This window comes from Enterobacter cloacae complex sp. SHL018 (genome assembly GCF_049237905.1).
Lineage (GTDB): Bacteria > Pseudomonadota > Gammaproteobacteria > Enterobacterales > Enterobacteriaceae > Enterobacter > Enterobacter hormaechei_C.
This window is the reverse complement of the sequence record NZ_JBMKJE010000003.1, coordinates 361,359-387,751: the sequence shown is the minus strand read 5'-3', so window position 1 is coordinate 387,751 and position 26,393 is coordinate 361,359. Positions and strand designations below refer to the sequence as shown.

Genomic DNA, 26,393 nt, shown 5'->3' with positions numbered 1-26,393 from the left:
GGGATTAAACGGGGCGTAATAGATGAATTCATTCCAGGGAAGTGAACGTTTGATATTTGAATACATTCAGCATCATGCGTGTAATATTTCTAATATATCGGCAAAAGAGATTGCCCGTGATACCTTTACCACGACAACATCCGTTAATCGTGTATGTAAAAAAATGGGCTATAAAAGCTATACCGAGCTTCGGTACCGTTTTTTACGCGACCATTTTACACCTGCACCTGCTACACCCGACGTGGGGCCGCAGCCGGATGATATTGTGACAGACGTGTCCAGGTTGCTTACGCATTCCAGCCATATCTATCTTTACGCACGGGGAGCCTCGCTCACCAGTCTCAACTACCTGTCGCGCTTTTTGTCGCTGGCGAGCCTGCCGCACCTTATTTTGAATGACATGCACCAGTTGACACGCGTATCGAAGGGGACGCTGGTGTTGATCAGTAAATCCGGGGAGACGCAGTCGCTGATTGAAATGGCGCGTAACGCGCTGCGCAAAGGGTTGAAGATTATTGCGATTACCCGTCAGGGGTCGACACTGGCATCGATCTCAACGCTATGCTGGCCGTTACCAATCGACATTAATGCGGTTTCGCTGTATCAGCGGGAAGGGCAGCTTGAACTGTTAAGCGCCGTGGACCGTATCGGCTGTAGGCTGCTACAGCACGATACGGTGTAGTCAGGCCGTCAGAGCTGCTTCACTATTCCCAGACGTACGGCATAATCATTTTCATGGTTGCCGTCATTATTGATGTATGTTTTATCCAGTGAAACCAGTTCGACGTATGGCGTCCAGCCATCGTCGAGCTTGTAGTTGAACGCGACGGTATGCTCCCAGTAGGTGTCATCCCCGGTTCCCTGATCGACGTTATCCTGCCAGCGGAAGCGCGGGTTATAGGACATACCGAATTTGCCGATGTTATACGCGAACCAAATGTCGAACTGGTGTGACTGGCGGCGAGTATAACCGCTGCCGTCGAGTTCTTTATCGCTGTGCGCGTCATTGACGGTGTTATAGCGGTAACGGGCGGAGAGATTCAGACCGTTATCGAAGGCTTTCCAGCCCTGAATGAAGGGGCGGTAATGCGTATTGCTGGCGGTGAAAACCGTCACCATGCCAGGCGCAACGGCGAAACCATTTCCCAGATCAAAACGCCAGCGCGTTTCGATTTCCTGTGCCGCTTCCGTTAACCCCTTGTCGTCGGGATTATATCTGTCGGTATCACCAAAAAACGTATCATTATGGTTTTGTGCGGCTTCAACGGAGAAGTAAAAACCGTTATTCGCCTGATGCATGACCTTAATGCGTGAATCATTTACGTCTGAGCGCGTATTATGACCAAAGCGAAGGTCGACGGACGTATTCCCGCACCATCCCTGTGTGCTCAATAATAATGCGCTAATACACGTTGCTTTAATAATTATCTTTTTCATAATATCCTGCCGAGGTTATTTAATTGGCAGGCTATTTTTATTTTGAGTGCGCCATATTGTAAAAGTTATCGTCGTACATTTAGCGTATCGCTAAACATAAAAAAAGAGATACAGCATGCTGTATCTCCTGAGGTTTATTCCTGCACCCACCAGATAGCTTCAAACGGGCGCAATAGCAACGTATCGGGTCGGAAGGCAACCTCGTCATAGTTGCTGAGTGCCACCCGCCATGCTCCCTCTACGGGGGCGGGCTGCCACTGCTGGCGCGCGTGGCTCAGGTTCGCCACCACCATCAGCGTTTGTCCTTGCCACTGGCGGCGGTAGCACCACAGGGAAGGGTGATCCGGAAGCAAATCTTCATAGTCTCCCCACGTCAGTACCGACAAGGTTTTGCGCAGGCGAATCAGCGACTGATAGGTGTAAAACACCGAATCGGGGTCGTCCAGCGCCGCGCGGGCGTTCACGGTTTCGTAGTTGTCGCAGACGCCAATCCACGGCTCGGCCTCGGTAAAGCCCGCATTATGCGAGGCGTCCCACTGCATCGGCGTGCGGCCATTATCGCGGGACTTACTCGCCAGAATCGCCAGTAGTTCATCCGTATCGCGACCGTTAGCCCGCTGTTCGGCGAACATGTTCAGGCTTTCCACGTCGCGGTAGTCGGTGATACGGCTGAAATGCGGGTTGGTCATACCCAGTTCTTCACCCTGGTAGATATACGGCGTGCCCTGCATCCCGTGCAGCACCATGCCGAGCATTTTCGCCGCCGCCACGCGGTGTTCCCCTTCGTCACCAAAGCGCGACACGATGCGCGGCTGGTCATGGTTACACCAGAACAGCGCGTTCCAGGCTTTGTTGTGCATCCCCTGCTGCCAGTGGCGGAAAAGGGTTTTTAGCGCCACGAAGTCCGGCTTCGCCTTCGTCCATTTTTCGCCGCCGGGGTAGTCTACCTTGAGGTGGTGGAAGTTAAAGGTCATCGACAGCTCGCGGCCGTCAAGAGACGCGTACTGTTGGCAGTTCTCCAGCGAGGTGGAGGACATCTCGCCCACCGTCATCAGATTACGCGGCGTAAAGACGTCGCGGCTCATCTCCTGGAGATATTCGTGGATGCGCGGCCCGTCAGTGTAGAAGCGGCGACCGTCGCCGAGGGTATCGTCCGGGAAATCCTGATCTTTTGAAATCAGGTTAATCACGTCCAGACGCAAGCCGTCCACGCCGCGATCGGCCCAGAACTCGCACACTTTTTTCAGCTCGGCGCGCACCGCCGGGTTTTCCCAGTTGAGATCCGCCTGCTCCGGTGCGAACAGGTGCAGATAATACTGCTCGCTTTCGGCGTGCCAGCGCCAGGCGTTGCCGCCAAATTTGGAGCGCCAGTTGTTGGGAAGCGTATCCGGCGTACCGTCGCGCCAGATATAGAACTGGCGGTACGGACTCGCTTTATCCAGCGACTCACGGAACCAGGCGTGCTGCGTGGACGTGTGGTTAAAGACCATATCCAGCACGATGCGGATGCCGCGTTCATGCGCCCGGGCAACCAGCTCGTCAAAGTCGTCCAGCGTGCCGTAGGTCGGATCGATGGCAGTGTAGTTCGCCACGTCGTAACCGTTATCCACCTGCGGGGAGTTATAAAACGGCGTCAGCCAGATGGCGTCAATGCCGAGGGTTTTCAGGTAGTCCAGGCGCTGCGTCACGCCGCGCAGATCGCCCGTGCCGCTGCCGGTGGTGTCCTGGAAACTCTTTGGGTAAATCTGATAGATGACGCCGTTCTGCCACCAGTGAGGAAGGGTATTCATAGTACGTTCCTGCAAATGCGAAGGGGCGCAACTGCGCCCCGAAAGAGAGAATTAAACAATCTGCAACGTGCCCTGACGGAACTTACGCTGGTAAACCACAGTAGTCAGCGCCATTGGGATGATAATCGCCACCGCCATCGCCAGCGCAAATACCTGCCAGAACGCGGGCTGAATGGAGAGGATACCCGGCAGGCCGCCGACGCCAATCCCGTTCGCCATCACGCTGTTCAGGCCGCACAGCAAGCCCGCCAGACCGGAGCCGATCATCGCGCAGAGCATGGGGAAGCGGTATTTCAGGTTGATACCGTACATCGCCGGTTCAGTGACGCCGAGGTAAGCGGAGATGGCAGCCGGAACGGAGATCTCTCGCTCGTTGTGCTTACGGCTGACGATGATGATGCCGGTTACCGCCGAGGCCTGCGCAATGTTAGACAGGGCGATGATCGGCCAGACAGGCGTACCGCCGAGGCTCTGGATCATCTGCATATCAATCGCCAGCGTGGTCTGGTGCACGCCGGTGATCACCAGCGGAGCGTAGAGGAAGCCAAACAGCGCGGCACCGATTGGCGCGAAGCTGCCGGTCATCAGGTGACGGACCGCGAAGGCCACGCCGTCGCCAATCATGCGGCCAAACGGACCGATAAAGGCGTGCGCCAGGAACACCGCCAGGATCAGCGAGCAGACCGGGACCACCACCAGATAGAGGTAATCCGGCACGATGCGCTTCAGGCGCGTCTCAATAAAGCCCAGCGCCAGACCCGCCAGCAATGCCGGGATCACCTGCGCCTGATAGCCGACTTTGGCGATGGTAAACAGGCCGAAGTTCCACACCTCTGGCGTTTGCTGACCAAGTAAGTAAGCGTTCATTAACTGCGGAGAGACCAGCGTCACGCCGAGCACGATACCGAGAATTGGCGTTCCGCCCATCTTGCGCACCGCGGACCAGCAGATCCCGACTGGCAGATAGAAGAAGATCGCTTCGCCAATCAGCCACAGGAAGTCATAGATGCTTTGCAGCGCCGGGTACATCTGCGCCAGGGTTTTGCCGTCGCTCATTGGCACATCGCCGATGACGTTACGGAAGCCCAGAATTAAGCCCCCGCTGATCAGCGCTGGCAGCAGCGGGAAGAAGATCTCCGCAAAATGGGAAATCAGCTGCTCATGCCATTTCATATTCTGGCGCGCGGCCTTCTTCGCCTGCTCTTTATCGGCGGAAGAGTGCCCGGTAGTCGCCAGCAGAGCCTGATAGTAATCGCCCACTTCGGTACCAATCACCACCTGGAACTGCCCGGCGTTGGTGAAGCAGCCTTTAACCATGGAAAGCTCTTCAATGGCCTTCGGGTTGGCTTTGGCCGGATCGTTCAGCACGAAGCGCAGGCGGGTAATGCAATGGCTGACGGTGGCGATGTTATCGCGTCCGCCGACCAGGACGATCAGCTGATCGATATCTGTTTGTTTGACTTTACTCATCATGAAACCTCATGACAGATGGTGATAGGGGTTATGACCTGTGCGCAAGCCTACTCCTTCAACGTGACGGCGAAAATGGGAACGTTCCCGAAATCGGGCGAAGATCACAATAATCTATTCAAAAGAATTATGAGAGATGGGCTGGAATAACGATCTGACGGGGCTCTGTACGCCCGGTAATCTGCTCGATCAGCTGCGCGGCAGCCTGCCGGCCAGACTCGGCGTAACCCGGATCAACGCTGATAATCTCCGGGTGTAAGAACTTCATCAGCGGCGTGCTTCCCACGCTCGCTAATTGCAGTTCCCCGATGCGCTGCTCCTGCAAATATTTGCTCGCACCCAATGCAAGGGTATCCGTGGCGCATACCAGGGCGGTGGTTTGTGACGTCAGCACGCTGGCGACCTGTTCATATCCCTGTTTCATACCCAGACCGGGCAGCGCGGCCACGGCGGGAAGATTGTGTTTTTTACAAAACGCCAGGTACGCTTCGTGGCGACGCTTGCCGGTGGTGATGTCAGCATGTGGCACGCCGAGATAGCTGATATGCCGATGGCCCTGTTCATACAGGCGCTGCATCAGGATCACGATCGCCCCTTCGTCATCGTAACAGACAGAGGCAAACCCGCTGGCGTCGCGCGCCAGCAGCACCAGTGACGGCTGCCAGGGTTTAAGCACGTCCTCTTTTAGGCCGGTAAATCCGAACAGCACCACCCCATCAATATTACGGCGCTGAAGCATGCCGAGATGCTCCTCCACCATTTGCGCGGAGAACTTGCTCTCCATCATGATCGGATCGTAGCCCTGCTCGTAGAACGCGGGCAGCATCGTCTGTACGGCGAGGTTTTCGGAGAGGGAATCCAGACGCGAGACAATAATGGCGACCACTTTATCGCTCTGCCCGCGCATGGCGCGCGCGGAGCGGGAAGGGGAAAAACCGTGCTGATTCATCACCGCCTCGACGCGCTCGCGTGTGCGCTCGCTGACACCGCTTTCGTTGTTCAGCACGCGTGAGACAGTCGATTTCCCCACGCCGCTTAAACGCGCGATATCTTTAATCGTAAGGCGGTTCTGCATGCTGTATTCCCTGTAACAACGATAAAATAATCAATTGAGCCTAATGCTATCCTGCGAATTCGCTATGGGCAAAGTCTGGTTTACGTTCGGTTTATTTGCAGGGCGTTATAATACCGCCCGATTAGTCACAAACGGTATGGATAAATCTCTATACTGCGCGCCGATACCCAACTTTTTACTTACCGGAGGCCACATGGATCCCGATCCCACACCTCTCCTGACCCGGAGAAAACCTTCTTACCGGTAAGCCAGCTTTTTGCTGTCTCACCGGCGTGAGGCAGCAACGTTCATACGTTCCTGCTTGATAAATTAAGTGCCTGACAGGTACGGCTTTGCCACGCCTGCGGGAAAACTGCGTCCGCCTTTGCGGATGCGGGGGAATGACTATGCTGAAAAATATCACCCGGCAGCTGCAAGCGCTGCTGAGCCGTCACCTGCCACATCGCCTGATTGCGCGCGATCCGCTGCCAAATGCCAACACCATGGCGGGAGCGGCAATCCCCGCTTCCCTGACCGAGCGCTGCCTGAACGTGGCGGCGATGGATGAAAACGAAGTCTGGCGCGCCTTTGGCGGCCACCCGGAAGGGCTGAACGCGCAAGAAGTGTTAAAAATCCGCGCGGAACATGGCGATAACCAGATCCCGGCGCAGAAACCCTCTCCCTGGTGGGTCCACCTGTGGCTCTGCTACCGCAATCCGTTCAACCTGCTGCTGACGGTGCTCGGGATTATCTCTTACGCCACTGAAGATCTGTTTGCCGCAGGCGTGATTGCCCTGATGGTGGGGATCTCCACGCTGCTGAACTTTATTCAGGAAGCGCGCTCCACCAAAGCGGCGGACGCCCTGAAAGCGATGGTCAGCAACACCGCCACCGTGTCGCGCGTGATTAACGACCTCGGCGAAAACGCCTGGATTGAGCTTCCCATTGACCAGCTGGTGCCGGGCGATCTGGTGAAGCTGGCGGCGGGGGACATGATCCCGGCGGATTTACGCGTCATCCAGGCGCGGGATCTGTTCGTCGCGCAGGCGTCACTCACCGGTGAGTCCCTGCCCGTAGAGAAGGTAGCGCGGACCCGCGATCCGCAGCAGATGAACCCGCTGGAGTGCGACACCCTGTGCTTTATGGGCACCACGGTGGTCAGCGGCACCGCGCAGGCGATTGTCACCGCCACCGGCGGCAATACCTGGTTTGGACAGCTTGCCGGACGCGTCAGCGAGCAGGAGAGCGAGCCGAATGCGTTCCAGAAAGGTATTGGCCGCGTCAGTATGCTGCTGATCCGCTTTATGATGGTCATGACGCCGATTGTCCTGCTGATCAACGGCTACACCAAAGGCGACTGGTGGGAAGCGGCGCTGTTCGCGCTCTCCGTGGCCGTTGGCTTAACGCCGGAAATGCTGCCGATGATTGTCACGTCCACGCTGGCGCGCGGGGCGGTCAAACTCTCTAAACAAAAGGTGATCGTTAAACACCTCGACGCCATCCAGAACTTTGGCGCGATGGACATCCTTTGCACCGATAAAACCGGCACCCTGACGCAGGACAAAATCGTGCTGGAGAACCACACCGACATCGCCGGAAAAACCAGCGAGCGCGTGCTCCACAGCGCCTGGCTGAACAGCCACTATCAGACCGGGCTGAAAAACCTGCTCGACGTGGCGGTGCTGGAAGGGGTGGACGAGGAGTCTGCCCGCACGCTCTCCGGTCGCTGGCAGAAGGTGGATGAAATCCCGTTCGACTTCGAGCGCCGCCGCATGTCGGTGGTGGTCAGCGAGCAGGCGGACGTACATCAGCTGATCTGCAAAGGGGCATTGCAGGAGATCCTGAATGTTTCCACGCAGGTGCGCCATAACGGCGAGATCGTGCCGTTGGATGAGACCATGCTGCGCCGCATCAAACGCGTCACCGATAACCTGAACCGTCAGGGGCTGCGCGTGGTGGCAGTAGCCAGCAAGTTCCTGCCTGCGCGGGAAGGTGACTACCAGCGTATCGATGAATCCGATTTGATCCTCGAAGGTTACATCGCATTCCTCGATCCGCCGAAAGAGACCACCGCGCCGGCGCTAAAAGCGCTGAAAGCGAGCGGTATCACCGTCAAAATCCTCACCGGCGACAGCGAGCTGGTGGCGGCCAAAGTGTGCCACGAAGTCGGCCTGGACGCGGGCGACGTCGTCGTGGGGAGCGACATTGAGCACCTGTCCGACGATGAGCTGGCCGAGCTTGCCCAACGCACCACGCTGTTTGCCCGCCTGACGCCGATGCATAAAGAGCGCATCGTCACTCTGCTGCGTCGCGAAGGGCACGTAGTGGGCTTTATGGGCGACGGCATCAATGATGCGCCAGCCCTGCGTGCGGCGGATATCGGTATCTCCGTGGACGGCGCGGTGGATATTGCCCGTGAAGCGGCGGATATCATTCTGCTGGAAAAGAGCCTGATGGTGCTGGAAGAGGGCGTCATCGAAGGGCGTCGCACCTTCGCCAATATGCTCAAATACATCAAAATGACCGCCAGCTCCAACTTCGGCAACGTCTTCAGCGTGCTGGTGGCGAGCGCGTTTCTGCCGTTCCTGCCGATGCTGCCGCTGCATCTGCTGATCCAGAACCTGATGTACGATGTCTCTCAGGTAGCGATCCCGTTTGATAACGTGGACGACGAGCAGATCCAGAAGCCGCAGCGCTGGAACCCCGCCGATCTGGGGCGCTTTATGCTGTTCTTTGGGCCGATCAGCTCTATCTTCGACATTCTGACCTTCTGCCTGATGTGGTTTGTGTTCCATGCGAATACGCCAGAACACCAGACGCTGTTCCAGTCCGGCTGGTTCGTGGTGGGACTGCTGTCTCAGACGCTGATTGTGCACATGATCCGCACCCGTCGTATTCCGTTCATCCAGAGCCGTGCCGCGTGGCCGCTGATTGTGATGACGGGGATTGTGATGGCGCTCGGGATCGCGCTGCCGTTCTCGCCGCTGGCAAGCTACCTGCAACTTCAGGCGCTGCCGCTGAGCTACTTCCCGTGGCTGGTGGCGATCCTCGCGGGCTACATGGTGCTGACGCAGATGGTGAAAGGGTTCTATAGTCGTCGGTATGGGTGGCAGTAAATTATGTTTGCCGGGTGGCGGCTTCGCCTTACCCGGCCTACTCCCGAAACGTAGGCCCGGTAAGCGCAGCGCCACCGGGCAATAGCTTTCCTCCCAAATTCAACAACCTGTGATCTCCGTCGGCGCATTCGCTTGACGACAATTTGAGCGCATGTTAACAGAATGTTTTGCCTGTATTTGGCCCGTCAGATAAGGAACATTCATGTTACGGTACAGCCTCTTAACCGCCGGGCTCATGCTCGGCGCCTCCGCCTTTGCCGCCCCGGCAGGTGACCTTCCCTTAATGCCCTGGCCTGCGAAGGTTGAACGTCCGACCACTCAGGGCGCGCTGGTGCTTAACAATCAACTCTCTGTGAGCGTCAGCGGCGACGATCTGGGGGATGCGGTCAACCGCCTGCGCCAGCGCATTGCGCTGCAAACCGGCTGGACGCTACAGCCGCAGGCCGAAAAACCTGACAAGCCGACCATCCGCATCGCCATCGCCAAAAAGGTGAAGCCGCAGCCGCTGCCTGACAGCGATGAGAGCTATAAACTCACGGTGGACGCCAACGGCGTAAATATCTCTGCCAACACCCGCTTTGGCGCGCTGCGCGCCATGGAAACCTTACTTCAGCTGATGCAGAACGGCGCCGAAAACACCTCGATCCCGTGGGTGACCATTGAAGATTCGCCGCGCTTCCCGTGGCGCGGGCTGCTGCTCGATTCGGCGCGCCACTTCCTCCCGATTCCGGATATTAAACGCCAGATCGACGGCATGGCCGCGGCCAAACTCAACGTCCTGCACTGGCATTTGACGGACGATCAGGGCTGGCGCTTTACCTCGAAACGTTATCCAAAATTAACCCAGCTTGCCAGCGATGGGCTGTTCTACACCCCGGAGCAGATGCGCGAGATTGTGCGTTACGCTGCCGAGCGCGGCATACGCGTGGTGCCGGAAATTGATATGCCGGGCCACGCCTCGGCGATTGCCGTCGCCTACCCGGAGCTGATGAGCGCGCCGGGGCCGTACGCCATGGAGCGCCACTGGGGCGTGCTGAAGCCGGTGCTGGATCCAACCAAAGCGGCAACTTATACCTTTGCCGACGCGATGGTCAGCGAACTGGCGGCGATCTTCCCGGATCCGTATCTGCATATTGGCGGCGATGAGGTTGACGACAGCCAGTGGAAAGCGAACGCTACGATCCAGACGTTTATGCGCGACAACAAACTGGCGGACAGCCACGCGTTGCAGGCGTATTTCAACCGCAAGCTGGAGACGATCCTTGAGAAGCACCACCGGCAGATGGTTGGCTGGGATGAGATCTACCATCCCGATCTGCCGAAAAGCATTCTGATCCAGTCCTGGCAGGGACAGGACGCGCTGGGGCAGGTGGCGCAGAACGGCTATAAGGGCATTCTCTCAACCGGTTTCTACCTCGATCAGCCGCAATCCACCGCCTACCACTACCGCAATGAAATTGTGCCGCAGGGGCTGAACGGCGTGGATGTGATAGCGGACACCGACAGCGTCCAGAGCTGGGCTTTCTCCATGCCGCGTCTGAAAGGCAAGCCGGTGGAAGGCAGCTTTACGCTGGTGAAAGGCGATGCCGGGTGGCGTGGATTTATTGATTTTGTCGGGAAATCGCGTCGGGCGGTGGATAACATTCAGTGGCGGGACGACAACCAGGTAACGTTTACCGTTGATACCTGGATGGGTGAAACGCGTCCGGTCGTTTCTGTTGAGAACGATAAGCTCAGCGGCTATTTCCTGGTGGGTAACGCCCGCTACCCGATCGACGGCACGCGTCTGGACGCGGTGCCAAAAGGCATACCGCCGGTGGTGCCGGACCCGGCGAACGAGGCTAATCTGCTCGGCGGTGAAGCCGCGCTGTGGGCGGAAAACGTGGTCGCGCCGGTGCTGGATATCCGTCTGTGGCCGCGCGCCTTTGCGGTGGCGGAGCGGCTATGGTCGGCAAAGGACGTCAACGACATCGACAACATGTATACCCGGCTCCAGGCGATGGACAGTTGGTCCACGGTGTCGGCTGGACTACAGCAGCATACCCAGCAGCAGGTGCAGTTCACGCGCCTCGCCAACAATGCGGATACCCTGCCGCTGCAAATTCTCGCCCAGGCGCTTGAACCGGCGCAGTATTACACCCGCCAGCATCTTAAGTTCCAGGCCGGAAACTATCATCAGTTTGAGCCGCTCAACCGGCTCGCTGACGCGCTAAACGCGGAAAGTGCGACCGTGCGTCAGATGAATAAATGGGCGGACCGTCTGGTGAGCGACGCGGAAGACACGGAAAGCGCCGACGCGCTGCGCCACGTCTTTAACCGCTGGCAGAACAACACCAGCGATGCGCTGGCCTTGAGTGAAAACAGCTATCAGCTGAAGGCCATTAAGCCGGTGATCCAGGAGGTGGATAAACTGGCCTCGATTGGCCTGAGGCTGACGGATCTGGTGGCGCGTCAGGGCACGCTGGACGACAACGAGATCGCGTCGATCCAGAGCGAACTGGATAACGCGGCGAAGGTTCAGGACGAGGTGGTGATTGCGGCGGTATATCCGCTGGAGACGCTGCTTAGGGCGACGCGGAATCAGTAACAAATATCCCCTCACCCCAACCCCTCTCCCCATAGGGGCGAGGGGCTCGATCGGTTCCCTCTCCCTGTGGGAGAGGGTTAGGGTGAGGGAATCAGACCACTCAGTTCTTCAGCACCCACGCCTCTCTCCAGTGCGCGCCCACGCCTGGCTCAAACTGGTTTGCGGTTGGGCTGTACTGCACGCAGTAGCCGCTATACGGGAACGGTTTACACTCGTAGGTCTTACCGTCTTTAGGTTGTAACACCACGGTGCCCGCTTTGTAAGAGGCAATGCTGTCCGGGAAGATAAAGTCATGCGGGCCGCTGCTGTCCGCCGCGTCGCTTTCCAGCATCAGGTTTAGCACGTCCTGCGCGAACAGGGTGCCGTCTTTGTTGGTGGCGTAGTATTTCAGCATATGGTGGCCCGCCGTGACGTCAGTCAGCGTCATGGTCACGTTTTGATTGACGTTATTCATATCCTGCTTCAGGTAACCTTTTTCGGCACCGTGGTGGTTCATCACGTGCGCTTCAAAATTAACGTCACCCTGCGTGTTTACATGGAAGGTCACAATCACATTGCCATGTTCGATTTTGCTGTATTGCAGATCGGAAACGGCGATGGTCTCGCTCACCTGCGCCTTTTGCTCTTCATAAGAGATGGCAACGGATCTCAGCGTGCTGCCATCTTTCACGAATACGCTGTTGGCGCCGTGAATCGGGCTGATTTCACCGGCTTCATCTTTCACACCGACGCGGACATCGCTATGAGTGGTGTTGATCTTCTGCGCCAGATCGTAGGACCACTGGTTAGCGTCGCCTTGTTCTGAAGAGCCGATGGTCATTTCAGTACGCAGGGCGGCAACTTCCCCGTTGGCGTCGAAGAAGCGTGCAATCACTTTATCGCCCACGTTCAGGTTATTCCCGGCAATCTGTCCGCTCAGGGTTTTACTCCACTGGGATATTACCGCTGGGGTATCGTCCGGCGTGACGTTGCCGCCGTTACCGAAATCAACGTCAATGGCCTGATAGAAACTGTTTGCGGTATCCGCAATTTCCCACACGCCATAAATAACCTGGTAGCCCGTACGTTCCGGGACATTACAGGTCATGGATTTTGTCATGGACGGTGCCTGACCATTCCCGTTAATAGTACAGAACGGCGTTAATTCGAACTGGTCACGGGTCAGCGGTTTATTGGGGTCCCAGTTTTGTTTGGTAATGTAATAACGCCAGTTGGTGGTTTTATGCGGCGCGGTATGGTGCCAGACAAATTCATGCGGGCCTGCCGTCATGGGGCTTTTAGTCCAGGCGTTCAGGCTCTGCTTATCAAGCTGGGAGTAGCTGGCAATACCGGCGCTGGCAAGCTGGCCGTCGGGCGGCATCGCACCCGTCGGGAAGCCGGAGGCCTTTTCTACGCTCTGCGGTTCATATTGTACAGAGCCACAGTCAATATTCTGGCCGAGCTTACACATATAAGCGCGGCTGGCGGGGGATTCTATATATCCGTGTGCAAGTGCGGAAGACGCAACCGCTAATGTGGCAACGGCCAGCGCGATCTTAGAGAGTTTCATTCATCATCCATTAATTAGAATAGAGCAAGGCAGCGTCAGTCTATTAATGGAGTGGGGGATGCGTCATTGCCTGGAGAGAGTAAAAATGGTCGCAATAAAAAAGGCAGCCTGAGCTGCCTTCTCTTTATTGAAATAAATTAGCGACGTACGGCAATCGCTTCAATTTCAATTTTTACGTCTTTTGGCAGACGCGCCACTTCCACACAGGAGCGCGCCGGGAAGGTGGCGTTGTGCTCGGTGAAGAACGCTTCATAAGTGGCGTTAACGGTGGCGAAATCGTTCAGATCTTTCACGAACACGGTGGTTTTGACGATATCGCCCACTTTCAGGCCGGCAGATTCGACGATCGCCTGCACGTTTTCCAGCGACTGACGCGCCTGCGCCGCTACGTCGGCTGGCACTTCACCGGTTTTTGGGTTCACCGGGATCTGACCAGAAGTGATGATCATGCTGCCCAGATCAACGCCCTGAACGTATGGGCCGATAGCCGCTGGTGCATTTTCCGTCGCGAGTACTTTGCTCATTTTTTCTCCAGAATTACAGCGTTAAGAATGTTCCCGGCCATTATAACAGCCGGGATTTCATTACCAACCTCAATTAGTTGGCCAGCACCACATAATGAGAAAACTCTTTTTCGCAGTATTTGCATTTGAGTGCGATGTCATTGGCGCGTTTTTTCACTGCGAAACTGGAGGAAACCGGCTCAGCATGACTGATGCAGTTGCTGTTCGGGCAGACCAGCACGCTTTCGATGCGATCCGGCAGGCTTGGGCGGGATTTGCCCACCACGTCGTAATCGTCGATGCGGTTAACCGTGGCGTCCGGCGCGTACAGAGACAGCTGGTTGACCTGCTCGTCGGTCAGGAAAGTGTTCTCGATCTTGATCAGGTCTTTACGGCCCATTTCGCCCGACGGCAGGTTCAGGCCGATGGTGATGCGCTGGTCGGTTTCAGTCAGTTTGAACAGCGTCAGCAGCTTAAAGCCCACCTGCGCAGGGATGTGGTCAATCACGGTGCCACGCTTGATGGCTTCAACCTGGAGTTTGTTATCGTGTGTCATGGTCGTCTCCCCTTACAGAGCTAATTCGCGATTCAGAACCAGTGCCAGTAACGCCTGGCGGGCGAAGATGCCGTTTCCGGCCTGCTGGAAGTACCAGGCGTGCGGCGTTTTATCCACGTCTGTGGTGATCTCATCGATGCGCGGCAGCGGATGCAGCACCTTCATGTTGTCGCGCGCGCCCTCGAGGTCGCTGGCGCGCAGGACGAACTGCGCCTTCACGTTGGCGTACTCGGATGGGTCAAGACGCTCTTTCTGCACGCGGGTCATGTAGAGAATATCCACGTTGCCCATCACTTCTTCTATGCTGGCGTGCAGGCTCCACGCGATGCCTTTTTCGTCCAGCATATCGAGAATGTACTGCGGCATCGCCAGCGCGTCCGGCGCGATGAAGAAGAAGCGGTTGCCGTTAAATTTCGCCAGCGCCTGGGTCAGGGAGTGGACGGTGCGGCCATATTTCAGGTCGCCGACCATGGCGATGTTCAGGTTCTCAAGCGTGCCCTGCGTCTCCTGAATGGTGAACAGATCCAGCAGGGTCTGCGTCGGGTGCTGGTTGGCACCGTCACCGGCGTTCAGCACCGGAATGCCGCCGGAAAACTCGGTCGCCAGACGCGCCGCGCCCTCCTGCGGGTGGCGCATCACAATCGCGTCCACGTAGGTACTGATAACCGAAATGGTATCCGCCAGGGTCTCGCCTTTTTTACCCAGCGACGTGTTGCTGCTGTCCGAGAAGCCCACCACGCTCGCGCCCAGGCGGTGCATGGAGGTTTCGAAGGAGAGGCGGGTGCGGGTGGAGGCTTCGAAGAAGCAGCTCGCAATCACCTTGTGCTTCAGCAGCTCCGGTTGCGGATTGGCCTTCAGTTTTGCCGCGGTTTCCAGAACCAGTTCCAGCTCTTCGCGGCTGAGGTCGTTTATGGAAATGATGTGTTTTTGATAAAGCGGATTCATGTTTATCTCCTGACGCCGGGCAAAAAAAAGCCCCTCAAATGAGGGGCTCTGGGAATAGGTTTAGCAACGGGAAGAAAAACGGCAGGCCAGCGTCTGATTTCAGACGCGGTAAGACGATATGTCGTACACGCTTGACCATGCTTCCTCCCGGCAAATTGTCGGGCATTATACGCAGCTCGCTTTTGGGATCAAGCGATTTAATGCACGCTTTACTCAATGCAAACGGTTCTTTATGAATATTAATGCGTTCTGAGTAAATAATTAATTTGCTTATGCACCAGTGCGGTGCGCTTCACCACGCGGGGGGCGACCCAGACGATACTGCTTCCGGCCACCACGCCTAAAATTTCCGGTAACTGGTGATAATCCAGAATACGCGCCACCGCGCGGCCATATCCGGCGACGGTATGGATAAGGATAAATTCGCTGTTGTGCTCCACGCTCACCACCATTTCAGAGACGGTACGTGCCGCGTCGGGGGCCGGGCGCAGCTGGGGATTCAGCGAATAAATCTTTAGCCCTTTGGCATTGCGAATTTTTATGACACCGAGCAACTTGAGCAGACGTGAAACGGTGGACTGGCTGATGGTCTCAAAACCCCGCTCCTGTAAGTCGCGGCGGATCTCCTCCTGGGAGAGATAGCTCTTTTCCGCGATCAGACGCTGGCAGACCGTTAGCTGTAGTTGCTCTTTGGGAGAGTACTCTTCGTAATCCATCATAGTTCCCATATCAGTTCCCGAAATAACCGGTGGCACTGCACCGATCCGTAGGCCGGATAAGCGCAGCGCCATCCGGCAAATTACAACAGGGCGCCCAGGCTTAACGCCACCATAATCACCACCGTTAAAATCCCCAGCAGCGGCGCGACCCATTTCAGATAGCGCACGTAGGGCACGCGGGCGATAGCCAGCCCGCCCATCACGACGGCAGAGGTGGGAGTGATCAGGTTAACGATGCCGGACGCCGACTGGTAAGCCATAACCACCAGGTCGCGGTTGACGTTAGCGAAATCGGCAAGGGGCGCCATGATCGGCATCGTCAGAACGGCCAGGCCGGACGAAGAAGGCACAAGAAACGACAGCACCACTTCCAGCCAGTACATCACGTTGATGAACGCCACCGTCGACAATCCGGTGACCATTCCCTCGGCGCTGTGCAAAATGGTGTGGGTAATCATGCCTTTATCCATGATCACTACGATACCGCGCGCGATGCCGATAATCAGCGCGACGCCCAGCAAATCTCGCGCGCCGTTGATAAAGGTTGAGGTCAGCTCCTCTTCGCTCATGCGGGCGATCAGCCCGACGATAATCGCGCTGGCGAGGAACACCGCCGAGATCTCCGCCATCCACCAGCCCAGCACCGCCACGCCGTAGATCATCACCGCGAAGGCGAGGGCGAAGATCACCAGGATGAGTTTGCGCACCGGGGTAAACTCCAGCGACTGCTCGCCCTTGTTGCCGAGGAAGTGGGCGCGGTTCTCTTCCTGCTTATCCGCCACGATCGACAGCGACGGATCCTTGCGCACCTTGCGGGCATAGCGCATTACCCACGCCACGCAGATGATCCAGCCGATCACCAGCAGCGCGATGCGCAACATGATGCCGTTGGTGAAGGGGATCCCGGCGGCGTTGGCGGCGATCACCGTGGCGAAAGGGTTGATGGTGGAGCCGAGGGTGCCGATCCCCGCGCCGAGCAGCACGGTGGACGCAGCAACCACCGGATCGAACCGCGCCGCCAGCATCACCGGCACCAGTAAGGTATAGAAGGGCAGCGACTCTTCTGCCATGCCGTAAATCGTGCCGCCTGCGGCAAACAGCGCCATCAGGATCGGGATCATCCACTCTTCGCGGCCGCGTAGTCGGGTGGTGACGCGCTCGATCCCGGCGTCTATCGCCCCGGTTTTAGTGACGATCCCGAGGAATCCCCCGATGATCAGAATAAACAGCGCCACGTCGATCGCCCCGGCCTGGCCGGATTCCGGATCGTAGAGCCCGGCAATCGGCGCCATCAGCACCGAAACCAGCCCCTGCGGGTGCGCTGCCACGTGCGCGTAGGTGCCAGCAACCGGCACTTCTTTACCGAGCGCCTCGTTCATTGCCATATGGTACTGCCCGGCCGGAACAATCCACGTCAGCACGGCAACCACGGCAATCAGAAAAAAGAGAATGGTGTAAGCGGAGGGAAACTTGAACTTGCCCATGATGTTCTCCTGAACCCGGCGCACCCCGCGGCGCGCCGGGCGGTGATTAGTCGCCGAGTGTCGCCACCATGACCGCTTTAATGGTGTGCATGCGGTTCTCTGCTTCGTCGAAGACGATGGAGTTCGGTGATTCGAAGACCTCTTCCGTCACTTCCAGCCCCTTCAGGCCGTACGCCATTTCGATTTCGCGGCCCACTTTGGTGTGCTCGTTGTGGAACGCCGGCAGGCAGTGCATGAACTTGACGTTCGGGTTACCGGTGGCCTTCATCACGTCCGCGTTGATCTGATACGGCTTCATCAGGCTAACGCGCTCGGCCCAGGCTTCCTTCGGCTCACCCATGGAAACCCACACGTCGGTGTAGAGGAAATCGGTGCCCTGCACGCCTTCCTCCACGTCGTCGGTGAGGGTGATGCGCGCGCCGGTCTCTTTGGCGATGGCGCGGCACTGCTCAACCAGGCCCGCCTCCGGCCAGAAGGATTTCGGTGCAACCAGGCGGATATCCATCCCCATTTTGGCCGCGCCGACCATCAGGGAGTTGCCCATGTTGTTCCGCGCGTCGCCCAGGTAAGCAAAGCTCAGCTCCGGCAGGGTTTTGCCCGGAGAGTGCTCCAGCATGGTCATCAGGTCGGCGAGAATTTGGGTGGGGTGGAACTCGTCGGTCAGGCCGTTCCACACCGGCACGCCCGCGTACTCGCCCAGCTCTTCAACGATGGCCTGGCCGTAGCCGCGATACTCGATGCCGTCATACATGCGGCCCAGCACGCGCGCGGTGTCCTTCATCGACTCTTTGTGGCCAATCTGCGAACCGCTTGGGCCGAGGTAGGTGACCTGCGCGCCCTGGTCGAACGCACCCACTTCGAAGGCGCAGCGGGTGCGGGTGGAGGTTTTTTCAAAGATCAGGGCGATGTTTTTCCCGACCAGGGTTTGTTTTTCGCGTCCGGCTTTTTTGGCGGCCTTCAGCTCGATGGCGAGATCGATCAGGTATTGGATCTCCGCCGGGGTGTAGTCCAGCAGTTTCAGGAAGTTGCGGTTTTTCAGGTTAATGGTCATGGGGAAATCCTTTTTAAAATTTGTGCTGTCTGATGCCCTCACCCCGGCCCTCTCCCGCAGGGAGAGGGGGCGTGCATTCCCTCTCCCTTTGGGAGAGGGTTAGGGTGAGGGGAAAACGACTCAGTTACGAATCAACGTGCCTTTCTCGCCCGCCAGGATCTCCGCACCGTCATTCAGCGCGCCGATCCCGGCAATGCCGTTGCAGGCCTCAACAAACTCGCGGCAGGCGGCCACTTTCGGCCCCATCGATCCGGCGTCGAACTGCATGCCTCTGAGCAGCTCCGGCGTCACCTGCGCCAGCGGGCGCTGGGTTGGCTTGCCCCAGTCGAGGTACACCGCGTCGGCATCGGTGAGGATCAGCAGGGCATCGGCCTCGATCTGGCGCGCTAGCAGGGCGGCGGAGAGGTCTTTGTCGATCACCGCCTCAATGCCGCGATAGCCGTTGGCGTTTTCCACCACCGGCACGCCGCCGCCGCCGTTGCAGATCACCAGATGGTCGCGCTGAATCAGCGCCGTGATGGCGTCACTCTCGACGATGCGCTTCGGCTGCGGCGACGGCACCACGCGGCGGAAGTAGCTGCCGTCGGCCTTAAACACCCAGCCTTTTTCCGCGGCCAGCGCTTTGGCCTGGGCTTCGCTGTAGACCGGGCCGATGTACTTGGTCGGGTTGCTGAACGCCGGGTCGGCGGCGTCCACTTCCACCTGCGTGAGCAGGACGCTGACCTCGCGCTGGGGCAGATTGTTTTTCAGCGCCTGCTGGAGCATGTAGCCGATCATTCCCTGGCTTTCGGCGCCAAGAACGTCCAGCGGGTAGGGAGTGACTTTGTCGTAGGCGCTGTTTTGCAGCGCCAGCAGTCCGACCTGCGGGCCGTTGCCGTGCACCAGCACCACGCGCCACTGTTCCGTTAAGCCGGCGATGGTGCGGGCGGCCTGCTCGATGTTCTGGCGCTGGATGTCTGCTTCTAACGGTTCGCCGCGCTTGAGCAGCGCGTTGCCGCCAAGGGCCACAACCAGAGTGGGTTTTCGTTCCATGATGGCTCCTTTAAATTCCGTCGCGTTCCAGTGGGCAGCTCATGCAGCGCGCGCCGCCGCGTCCGCGTCCCAGTTCGTCGCCCGGGATCGGCAGCACGGTGATGCCCGCTTTGTCGTACTTCTCGTTGGTCCAGACGTTGCGCTCGTAGCCGATCACCGCGCCCGGGCGGATGGTGAGGACGTTGTTGGCGTCGTTCCACTGCTCGCGCTCGGCTTCAAAGGCGTCGCCGCCGGTGGTGATCAGGCGGACCTGGTTAATGCCGAGGGCTTTCTCGATGGCGTGCAGCAGGTCGGTTTCCTGGGTACGCAGCAGGCCGCCGCGTCCGTCCGGGGTGAGCGTCCAGCACTGGGCGTCCTTGCGCACCACTTCCGGGTAAACGGAGAAGGTGTCCACGTCGATGTGGGTCATCACGGTGTCGAGGTGCATGCAGGAGCGGTGTTTCGGCAGCTCAACGGCAATCACGCGCTCGGCCTGGCGATGTTTAAACAGGCTGTTGGCGAGGAACTCCACGCCCTGCGGCGTCGTGCGCTCGGACATGCCGATCAGTACCGCCCCGCGACCAATCACTAATACGTCGCCGCCTTCCAGAGTGGCGTGGTCGTAATTAATATTCTCGTCGCCGAAATACTTAATAAACTCGCCGTCGGCAAATGCGGGGTGCCAGCGATATATTGCCCGCAGGTTATTGGTTTCACGCTGGCGGGCGGGTTTCGCCATCGGATTAATGGAGACGCCGTTATATATCCAGCAGGAGGTATCGCGGGTAAATAAGTGGTTCGGCAGCGGCTTCATAATAAAATCATTCGCCGTGTGGGTATCAACCACCATATTTTTAATGGCCGCCGGAATTTCACCGTAGGTTAATCCGCCGCTTAATCTGCGCGCCAGTTCGCGGTGCGGCATATCCGCCAGCCAGCCGCGCACGTCGGCGGCAAAGGTTGGCCCCAGGCGATAGTCGGAGATTTGTGTTTCAAGAAGCCAGGCTTTTGCTTCAGCAATATCAAGCGTTTGCGTAAGAAGGTCGGTCAACAGCAGGACTTCCACACCCTGCTCGCGCAGCGTGTTTGCGAAGATGTCATGCTCTTCACCCGCCCGTTCAACCGAGAGCACGTCATCAAATAGCAGCTCCTGACAGTTTGAGGGGGTTAACCGTTTCAGACTTAAATTAGGACGGTGCAGCATAACGCTACGCAATTGACCAATTTCAGAACCGACGTAATGCTTTTCCATAATTATTCCTTTAACTTTTTTTCAGAATAAAAAGGGCATGCGCCATGTGATGTGTTTAATTTCATGGCGGCTAAGCTCAATTGATTTCGTGATTTATAGTAGGCGCTTAAATAATGGTTATTGTGACATTGCTCACGCGAAAACCGATATTGAGTAGTTTATTTTCAATTGCATGATTCGTATCAGATAATGATTAATTTCATATTATTAAGGGATGAATAGCTAAGCAGGAACGGGTGGCAATATTTGAAGTTGTTATTATTTTGTAGAATCACACGCTTTGAAATATTTGGTTATGTTGTTGATTTTAATGGATAAAATGTTGTCACGGGAATAGCTATGCAATAATGACAGTTAACTATTTTTCACTTAAGAGAAATCAATAAATAATTATGGATTTTTAAAGGAAATAACCAAAGTGGTAAAGTGTGATACACCAACAGGTTTTGTGAGTTATGTTTTAAATTCAGTGAGTTAGATCCTATGTGCAAAGTGCATGAAATGAGGTTATGCATAACCACTGCATAAATGCCTGTGTGCAATTAACAGTGGATTAACACATTTCCCGATAAACATGCGCTGACGCAAATCTTGTCAAAAAAGGGCTGGTATGGAAGAGGCAATTCTCGTATAAAACATAAAAATGAAACAATGTTTTAATCTGAGGGTTGTATCATGATTATTGGCAATATTCATCATCTCCAGTCCTGGTTGCCAGAAGAGCTGCGCCAGGCCATTGAGCACGTTAAGGCCCACGTCACCGACGCAACGCCGACCGGTAAGCACGACATCAATGGCAACAGCCTGTTTTATCTGGTTTCGGAGGACATGACCCAGCCGTTCGCCGAGCGTCGCGCTGAATACCATGCACGCTATCTGGATATTCAAATTGTGCTAAAAGGTCAGGAAGGGATGACCTTCAGTACCCTGCCGCACGGTACGCCGGACACCGACTGGCTGGCGGACAAAGACATCGCGTTCCTGCCGGAAGGCGAGCAGGAGAAAACCGTGGTGCTGAGCGAAGGGGATTTTGTGGTGTTCTGGCCGGGCGAAGTGCATAAGCCGCTGTGCGCGGCGGGAGCGCCGGCGCAGGTGCGTAAGGTTGTGGTGAAGATGCTGGTAGAGTAACCCCTCACCCCGGCCCTCTCCCAAGGGGAGAGGGTGTAAAAGTTCCCTCTCCCCTTGGGAGAGGGTTAGGGTGAGGGAACCAGACCGCACCCACGCATAATGTGATCCAGCTTAAACTTCCCGCACTCCCTCCTCATCTCCCATTTACCTGCGCTTTTTCTGCGTCATAGTATGATCGTTAAAATAATGAACGCTGTTCTATAATGTAGAACAAAATGATTCAATAAGGAGATCTCATGCCGCAGTCCGCGTTGTTCACGGGTATCATTCCCCCTGTCTCCACCATTTTTACCGCCGATGGCCAGCTCGATAAACCGGGTACCGCCGCGCTGATCGACGATCTGATTAAAGCAGGCGTCGACGGCCTGTTTTTCCTGGGCAGCGGCGGCGAGTTCTCCCAGCTCAGCGCCGAAGAGCGTAAAACCATTGCCCGGTTTGCGATCGATCATGTCGATCGTCGTGTGCCGGTCCTGATCGGCACCGGCGGCACCAACGCCCGGGAAACCATTGAGCTGAGCCAGCACGCGCAGCAGGCGGGCGCGGACGGCATCGTGGTGATCAACCCCTACTACTGGAAAGTGTCGGAAGCGAATCTGATCCGCTACTTCGAGCAGGTGGCCGACAGCGTCACGCTGCCGGTGATGCTCTACAACTTCCCGGCGCTGACCGGGCAGGATCTGACCCCGGCGCTGGTGAAAACCCTGGCCGACTCGCGCAGCAACATCGTCGGCATCAAAGACACCATCGACTCCGTCGCCCACCTGCGCAGCATGATCCACACCGTCAAAGCCGCCCATCCGCACTTCACCGTGCTGTGCGGCTACGACGATCATCTGTTTAATACCCTGCTGCTAGGCGGCGACGGGGCGATCTCGGCCAGCGGCAACTTTGCCCCACAGGTGTCGGTAAATCTTCTGAAAGCCTGGCGGGATAACGACGTGGCGAAAGCGGCTGAGTATCATCAGACCCTGCTGCAAATCCCGCAGATGTATCAGCTGGATACGCCGTTTGTGAACGTCATTAAAGAGGCGATCGTGCTCTGCGGTCGTCCGATTTCTACGCACGTCCTGCCGCCAGCCTCGCCGCTGGACGAGCCGCGCAAGGCGCAGCTGAAAACCCTGTTACAACAGCTCAAACTCTGCTGAGCCGGACGATAACGATGACCATTGAGAAAATTTTCACCCCACAGGACGATGCGTTTTATGCGGTGATCACCCACGCGGCGGGGCCGCAGGGCACGCTGCCGCTGACACCGCAGATGCTGATGGAATCCCCCAGCGGCAACCTGTTCGGTATGACGCAGAACGCCGGGATGGGCTGGGATGCCAACAAGCTCACCGGCAAAGAGGTGCTGATCATCGGCACCCAGGGCGGCATCCGCGCCGGAGACGGACGTCCGGTTGCGCTGGGCTACCACACCGGACACTGGGAGATCGGCATGCAGATGCAGGCGGCGGCGAAGGAGATCACCCGCAACGGCGGGATCCCGTTCGCCGCCTTCGTCAGCGATCCGTGCGACGGTCGCTCGCAGGGCACGCACGGCATGTTCGATTCCCTGCCGTACCGCAACGACGCGGCGATCGTGTTTCGCCGCCTGATCCGCTCCCTGCCGACGCGCCGGGCGGTGATCGGCGTGGCGACCTGCGATAAAGGGCTGCCCGCCACCATGATTGCGCTGGCTTCCATGCACGATCTGCCGACCATTCTGGTGCCGGGCGGGGCGACGCTGCCGCCCACCGTGGGGGAAGATGCGGGCAAAGTGCAGACCATCGGCGCGCGCTTCGCCAACCATGAGCTCTCCTTGCAGGAGGCCGCCGAGCTGGGCTGTCGCGCCTGCGCGTCGCCGGGCGGCGGGTGTCAGTTCCTCGGTACGGCGGGCACCTCGCAGGTAGTGGCGGAGGCGCTGGGTCTGGCGCTGCCGCACTCTGCACTGGCCCCGTCCGGGCAGGCGGTGTGGCTGGAGATCGCCCGCCAGTCGGCACGCGCGGTCAGTGAACTGGATAACCGCGGCATCACCACGCGCGATATCCTCACCGACAAAGCCATCGAAAACGCGATGGTGATCCACGCGGCGTTCGGCGGCTCCACTAATTTACTGCTGCACATTCCAGCCATCGCCCACGCGGCGGGCTGCACGATCCCGGACGTTGAACACTGGACGCGCGTCAACCGCAGGGTGCCTCGCCTGGTAAGCGTGCTGCCCAACGGCCCGGACTATCACCCGACCGTGCGCGCCTTCCTCGCGGGCGGCGTGCCGGAGGTGATGCTCCACCTGCGCGATCTCGGCCTGTTGCATCTGGACGCCATGACCGTCACTGGCCAGACAGTGGGCGAGAACCTCGACTGGTGGCAGAGCTCGGAGCGCCGTAAGCGCTTCCGCCAGTGCCTGCGCGAGCAGGACGGCGTGGAGCCGGATGACGTGATCCTGCCGCCGGAGAAGGCAAAAGCGAAAGGGCTGACCTCGACGGTCTGCTTCCCGACGGGCAACATCGCGCCGGAAGGATCGGTGATCAAGGCCACGGCGATCGACCCGTCGGTGGTGGGTGAAGATGGCGTTTACCGCCACACCGGCCGGGTGCGGGTGTTTGTCTCGGAGGCGCAGGCGATTAAGGCCATCAAGCGGGAAGAGATTAAGCAGGGCGATATCATGGTGGTGATCGGCGGTGGACCGTCCGGCACTGGCATGGAAGAGACCTACCAGCTCACCTCTGCGCTCAAACACATCTCGTGGGGCAAGACGGTGTCGTTAATCACCGATGCGCGCTTCTCGGGCGTGTCGACGGGGGCCTGCTTCGGCCACGTATCGCCGGAGGCGCTGGCGGGAGGGCCGATTGGTAAGCTGCGCGATAACGACATCATTGAGATTGCCGTGGACCGCCTGACTCTGACCGGTAGCGTGAACTTCATCGGTACCGCGGACAACCCGCTGACGCCGGAAGAGGGCGCGCGCGAGCTGGCGCGGCGGCAGACGCACCCGGACCTGCACGCTCACGACTTTTTGCCGGACGATACCCGGCTGTGGGCGGCATTACAGTCCGTGAGCGGCGGCGCCTGGAAAGGCTGTATTTATGACACCGATAAAATCATTGAGGTAATTAACGCCGGTAAAAAAGCACTCGGCCTTTAATTATTTTGTGAGAGAAAGTCGTCTGCGGAAAATATTCCGCGGGCGGTTTTTGCTTGTCTTTAATTTTCTAATTTAAACAATGACTTGTGATATATCGTTGGCGTCACAAAAGCGAAATAACGTAATTAAGAAATAAGATATGACCATTGCTGGTTAATTGAGCATCTCATTACACTCCATTAACACGATGTTGTAATTCAGCACACTACATAAGGGTGTAATTCTGATGACGCAATTAACCATGAAAGACAAAATTGGCTACGGGCTGGGTGATACCGCCTGCGGCTTCGTCTGGCAGGCCACGATGTTCCTGCTGGCCTATTTCTACACCGACGTGTTCGGTCTCTCCGCGGGCATAATGGGGACGCTGTTTTTAGTTTCCCGCGTGCTCGACGCCGTGACCGATCCGCTGATGGGGCTGCTGGTAGACCGCACCCGCACCCGCTACGGCCAGTTCCGCCCGTTCCTGCTGTGGGGCGCCATCCCGTTTGGCATCGTCTGCATGCTGACCTTCTACACGCCGGACTTCTCCGCGCAGGGCAAAATCATCTACGCCTGCGTGACCTACATTCTGCTGACTCTGGTCTACACCTTCGTTAACGTCCCGTACTGTGCCATGCCGGGGGTGATCACCGCTGACCCGAAAGAGCGTCATGCCCTTCAGTCCTGGCGTTTCTTCCTCGCCGCCGCTGGGTCGCTCGCTATCAGCGGCATCGCGCTGCCGCTGGTCAGCATCATCGGCAAAGGGAACGAGCAGGTGGGCTATTTCGGCGCCATGTGCGTGCTGGGTCTGAGCGGCGTGGTCCTGCTTTATGTCTGCTTCTTCACCACCAAAGAGCGCTACACCTTTGAAGTGCAGCCTGGCTCGTCGGTGGCGAAAGATCTTAAGCTGCTGCTGGGCAACGGCCAGTGGCGGATCATGTGCGCCTTCAAGATGATGGCGACCTGCTCCAACGTGGTGCGCGGCGGGGCGACGCTCTACTTCGTGAAATACGTGATGGATCACCCGGAGATGGCGACCCAGTTTTTACTCTACGGCAGCCTCGCCACCATGTTCGGCTCGCTCTGCTCGTCTCGTCTGCTGGGCCGCTTCGACCGCGTCACCGCCTTTAAGTGGATCATTGTCGCCTACTCGCTGATTAGCCTGCTGATCTTCTTCACGCCGGCGGAGCATATTGCCCTGATTTTCGCCCTCAACATCCTGTTCCTGTTCGTCTTTAACACCACCACGCCGCTGCAATGGCTGATGGCCTCTGACGTGGTGGATTACGAGGAGAGCCGCAGCGGGCGCCGCCTCGACGGGCTGGTGTTCTCCACCTACCTGTTCAGCCTGAAGATTGGCCTGGCAATTGGCGGGGCAGTGGTGGGCTGGATCCTGGCGTACGTGAACTACTCCGCCAGCAGCAGCGTGCAGCCGGTCGAGGTGCTCACCACCATCAAAATTCTGTTCTGCGTGGTGCCCGTGGTGCTCTATGCGGGCATGTTCATCATGCTGTCGTTTTATAAGCTCACCGACGCCCGCGTGGAGGCCATCAGCCAGCAGCTGATCAAGCACCGCGCGGCGCAGGGCGAGGCCATTCCCGACGCCGCGACAGCCGCATCCCATTAACCGGA

General features: G+C 57.7%; 21 protein-coding genes and 1 pseudogene. 8 read left to right on the top strand and 14 right to left on the bottom strand.

The annotated features are described in order from the left end of the window. Nucleotides 1-22: 22 nt before the first annotated feature. Nucleotides 23-682 carry a MurR/RpiR family transcriptional regulator gene (locus tag ACOTY5_RS14985; protein ID WP_015572516.1) on the top strand — a complete coding sequence of 220 codons (660 nt, stop codon included), beginning with the start codon at nt 23-25 and terminating at the stop codon, nt 680-682. Between the two features lie 8 nt (nt 683-690). Here ACOTY5_RS14985 and ACOTY5_RS14980 read toward each other — a convergent pair whose 3' ends face one another. The 4 genes from ACOTY5_RS14980 to treR form a co-directional block, all read right to left on the bottom strand. Continuing rightward, nucleotides 691-1,437, bottom strand: coding sequence for an oligogalacturonate-specific porin KdgM family protein (locus ACOTY5_RS14980; protein WP_017694639.1), 747 nt, complete (start codon nt 1,435-1,437; stop codon nt 691-693). Between the two features lie 134 nt (nt 1,438-1,571). Then, nucleotides 1,572-3,227, bottom strand: a complete 1,656-nt coding sequence (gene treC / locus ACOTY5_RS14975; protein WP_062933977.1) for an alpha,alpha-phosphotrehalase — start codon at nt 3,225-3,227, stop codon at nt 1,572-1,574. Between the two features lie 51 nt (nt 3,228-3,278). Beyond that, nucleotides 3,279-4,697: a PTS trehalose transporter subunit IIBC gene (treB, locus tag ACOTY5_RS14970; RefSeq protein ID WP_020480548.1), complete on the bottom strand. Its 1,419-nt coding sequence runs from the start codon at nt 4,695-4,697 to the stop codon at nt 3,279-3,281. A 127-nt stretch (nt 4,698-4,824) separates the two neighbouring features. After that, nucleotides 4,825-5,772, bottom strand: a complete 948-nt coding sequence (gene treR / locus ACOTY5_RS14965; protein ID WP_017383908.1) for a trehalose operon repressor TreR — start codon at nt 5,770-5,772, stop codon at nt 4,825-4,827. 386 nt (nt 5,773-6,158) lie between these two features. Between treR and mgtA the strand changes: the two genes are divergently transcribed. After that, on the top strand, nt 6,159-8,867 hold the full coding sequence (mgtA, locus tag ACOTY5_RS14960) for a magnesium-translocating P-type ATPase (RefSeq protein ID WP_017383907.1): 2,709 nt from the start codon (nt 6,159-6,161) through the stop codon (nt 8,865-8,867). Between the two features lie 202 nt (nt 8,868-9,069). Further along, nucleotides 9,070-11,454: a beta-N-acetylhexosaminidase gene (locus tag ACOTY5_RS14955; RefSeq protein WP_045141854.1), complete on the top strand. Its 2,385-nt coding sequence runs from the start codon at nt 9,070-9,072 to the stop codon at nt 11,452-11,454. Nucleotides 11,455-11,554: 100 nt separating this feature from the next. Here the strand turns inward: ACOTY5_RS14955 and gbpA are convergent, their stop codons facing one another. From gbpA to ACOTY5_RS14930, 5 genes are all read right to left on the bottom strand, one after another. Further along, nucleotides 11,555-13,003, bottom strand: coding sequence for an N-acetylglucosamine-binding protein GbpA (gene gbpA / locus ACOTY5_RS14950; protein WP_045141855.1), 1,449 nt, complete (start codon nt 13,001-13,003; stop codon nt 11,555-11,557). A gap of 137 nt (nt 13,004-13,140) precedes the next feature. After that, complete coding sequence (ridA, locus tag ACOTY5_RS14945; protein ID WP_003863373.1) at nt 13,141-13,527, bottom strand: 2-iminobutanoate/2-iminopropanoate deaminase; 387 nt, start codon at nt 13,525-13,527, stop codon at nt 13,141-13,143. A gap of 73 nt (nt 13,528-13,600) precedes the next feature. Beyond that, nucleotides 13,601-14,062 carry an aspartate carbamoyltransferase regulatory subunit gene (gene pyrI, locus ACOTY5_RS14940; protein ID WP_003863370.1) on the bottom strand — a complete coding sequence of 154 codons (462 nt, stop codon included), beginning with the start codon at nt 14,060-14,062 and terminating at the stop codon, nt 13,601-13,603. A gap of 12 nt (nt 14,063-14,074) precedes the next feature. Beyond that, entirely contained in the window at nt 14,075-15,007 is a 933-nt protein-coding gene (pyrB, locus tag ACOTY5_RS14935) for an aspartate carbamoyltransferase (protein ID WP_003863368.1), read from the bottom strand. Between the two features lie 34 nt (nt 15,008-15,041). After that, nucleotides 15,042-15,146, bottom strand: coding sequence for a pyrBI operon leader peptide (locus ACOTY5_RS14930; RefSeq protein WP_071524139.1), 105 nt, complete (start codon nt 15,144-15,146; stop codon nt 15,042-15,044). Between ACOTY5_RS14930 and ACOTY5_RS14925 the strand changes: the two are divergent. Continuing rightward, nucleotides 15,126-15,243: pseudogene (locus tag ACOTY5_RS14925) on the top strand (hypothetical protein). The gene ACOTY5_RS14930 and the pseudogene ACOTY5_RS14925 sit on opposite strands and share 21 nt — an antisense overlap. Before the next feature lie 3 nt (nt 15,244-15,246). On the opposite strand, the gene ACOTY5_RS14920 reads toward ACOTY5_RS14925, so the two are convergent. From ACOTY5_RS14920 to arcA, 5 genes are all read right to left on the bottom strand, one after another. After that, nucleotides 15,247-15,726 (bottom strand): arginine repressor, encoded by a 480-nt coding sequence (locus tag ACOTY5_RS14920; protein WP_003863366.1) that lies wholly within the window; start codon nt 15,724-15,726, stop codon nt 15,247-15,249. An 80-nt stretch (nt 15,727-15,806) separates the two neighbouring features. Further along, the gene (locus ACOTY5_RS14915; RefSeq protein WP_421631960.1) at nt 15,807-17,210 is read right to left on the bottom strand and encodes a YfcC family protein; all 1,404 of its coding nucleotides are present in this window, start codon (nt 17,208-17,210) and stop codon (nt 15,807-15,809) included. A 46-nt stretch (nt 17,211-17,256) separates the two neighbouring features. After that, entirely contained in the window at nt 17,257-18,261 is a 1,005-nt protein-coding gene (argF, locus tag ACOTY5_RS14910; RefSeq protein WP_003863360.1) for an ornithine carbamoyltransferase, read from the bottom strand. A 120-nt stretch (nt 18,262-18,381) separates the two neighbouring features. Then, nucleotides 18,382-19,293: a carbamate kinase gene (arcC, locus tag ACOTY5_RS14905; RefSeq protein ID WP_045141856.1), complete on the bottom strand. Its 912-nt coding sequence runs from the start codon at nt 19,291-19,293 to the stop codon at nt 18,382-18,384. Between the two features lie 10 nt (nt 19,294-19,303). Continuing rightward, nucleotides 19,304-20,524, bottom strand: a complete 1,221-nt coding sequence (arcA, locus tag ACOTY5_RS14900) for an arginine deiminase (RefSeq protein ID WP_045141857.1) — start codon at nt 20,522-20,524, stop codon at nt 19,304-19,306. Between the two features lie 675 nt (nt 20,525-21,199). On the opposite strand from arcA, the gene ACOTY5_RS14895 reads away from it, so the two are divergent. From ACOTY5_RS14895 to ACOTY5_RS14880, 4 genes are all read left to right on the top strand, one after another. Beyond that, nucleotides 21,200-21,652 (top strand): YhcH/YjgK/YiaL family protein, encoded by a 453-nt coding sequence (locus tag ACOTY5_RS14895; protein ID WP_015572526.1) that lies wholly within the window; start codon nt 21,200-21,202, stop codon nt 21,650-21,652. A gap of 236 nt (nt 21,653-21,888) precedes the next feature. Further along, entirely contained in the window at nt 21,889-22,797 is a 909-nt protein-coding gene (gene yagE / locus ACOTY5_RS14890) for a 2-keto-3-deoxygluconate aldolase (protein ID WP_045141858.1), read from the top strand. Nucleotides 22,798-22,811: 14 nt separating this feature from the next. Continuing rightward, nucleotides 22,812-24,779 carry a xylonate dehydratase YagF gene (yagF, locus tag ACOTY5_RS14885; protein WP_045141859.1) on the top strand — a complete coding sequence of 656 codons (1,968 nt, stop codon included), beginning with the start codon at nt 22,812-22,814 and terminating at the stop codon, nt 24,777-24,779. 226 nt (nt 24,780-25,005) lie between these two features. Further along, complete coding sequence (locus ACOTY5_RS14880; protein ID WP_017694629.1) at nt 25,006-26,388, top strand: MFS transporter; 1,383 nt, start codon at nt 25,006-25,008, stop codon at nt 26,386-26,388. The last annotated feature ends 5 nt before the right edge of the window (nt 26,389-26,393 follow it).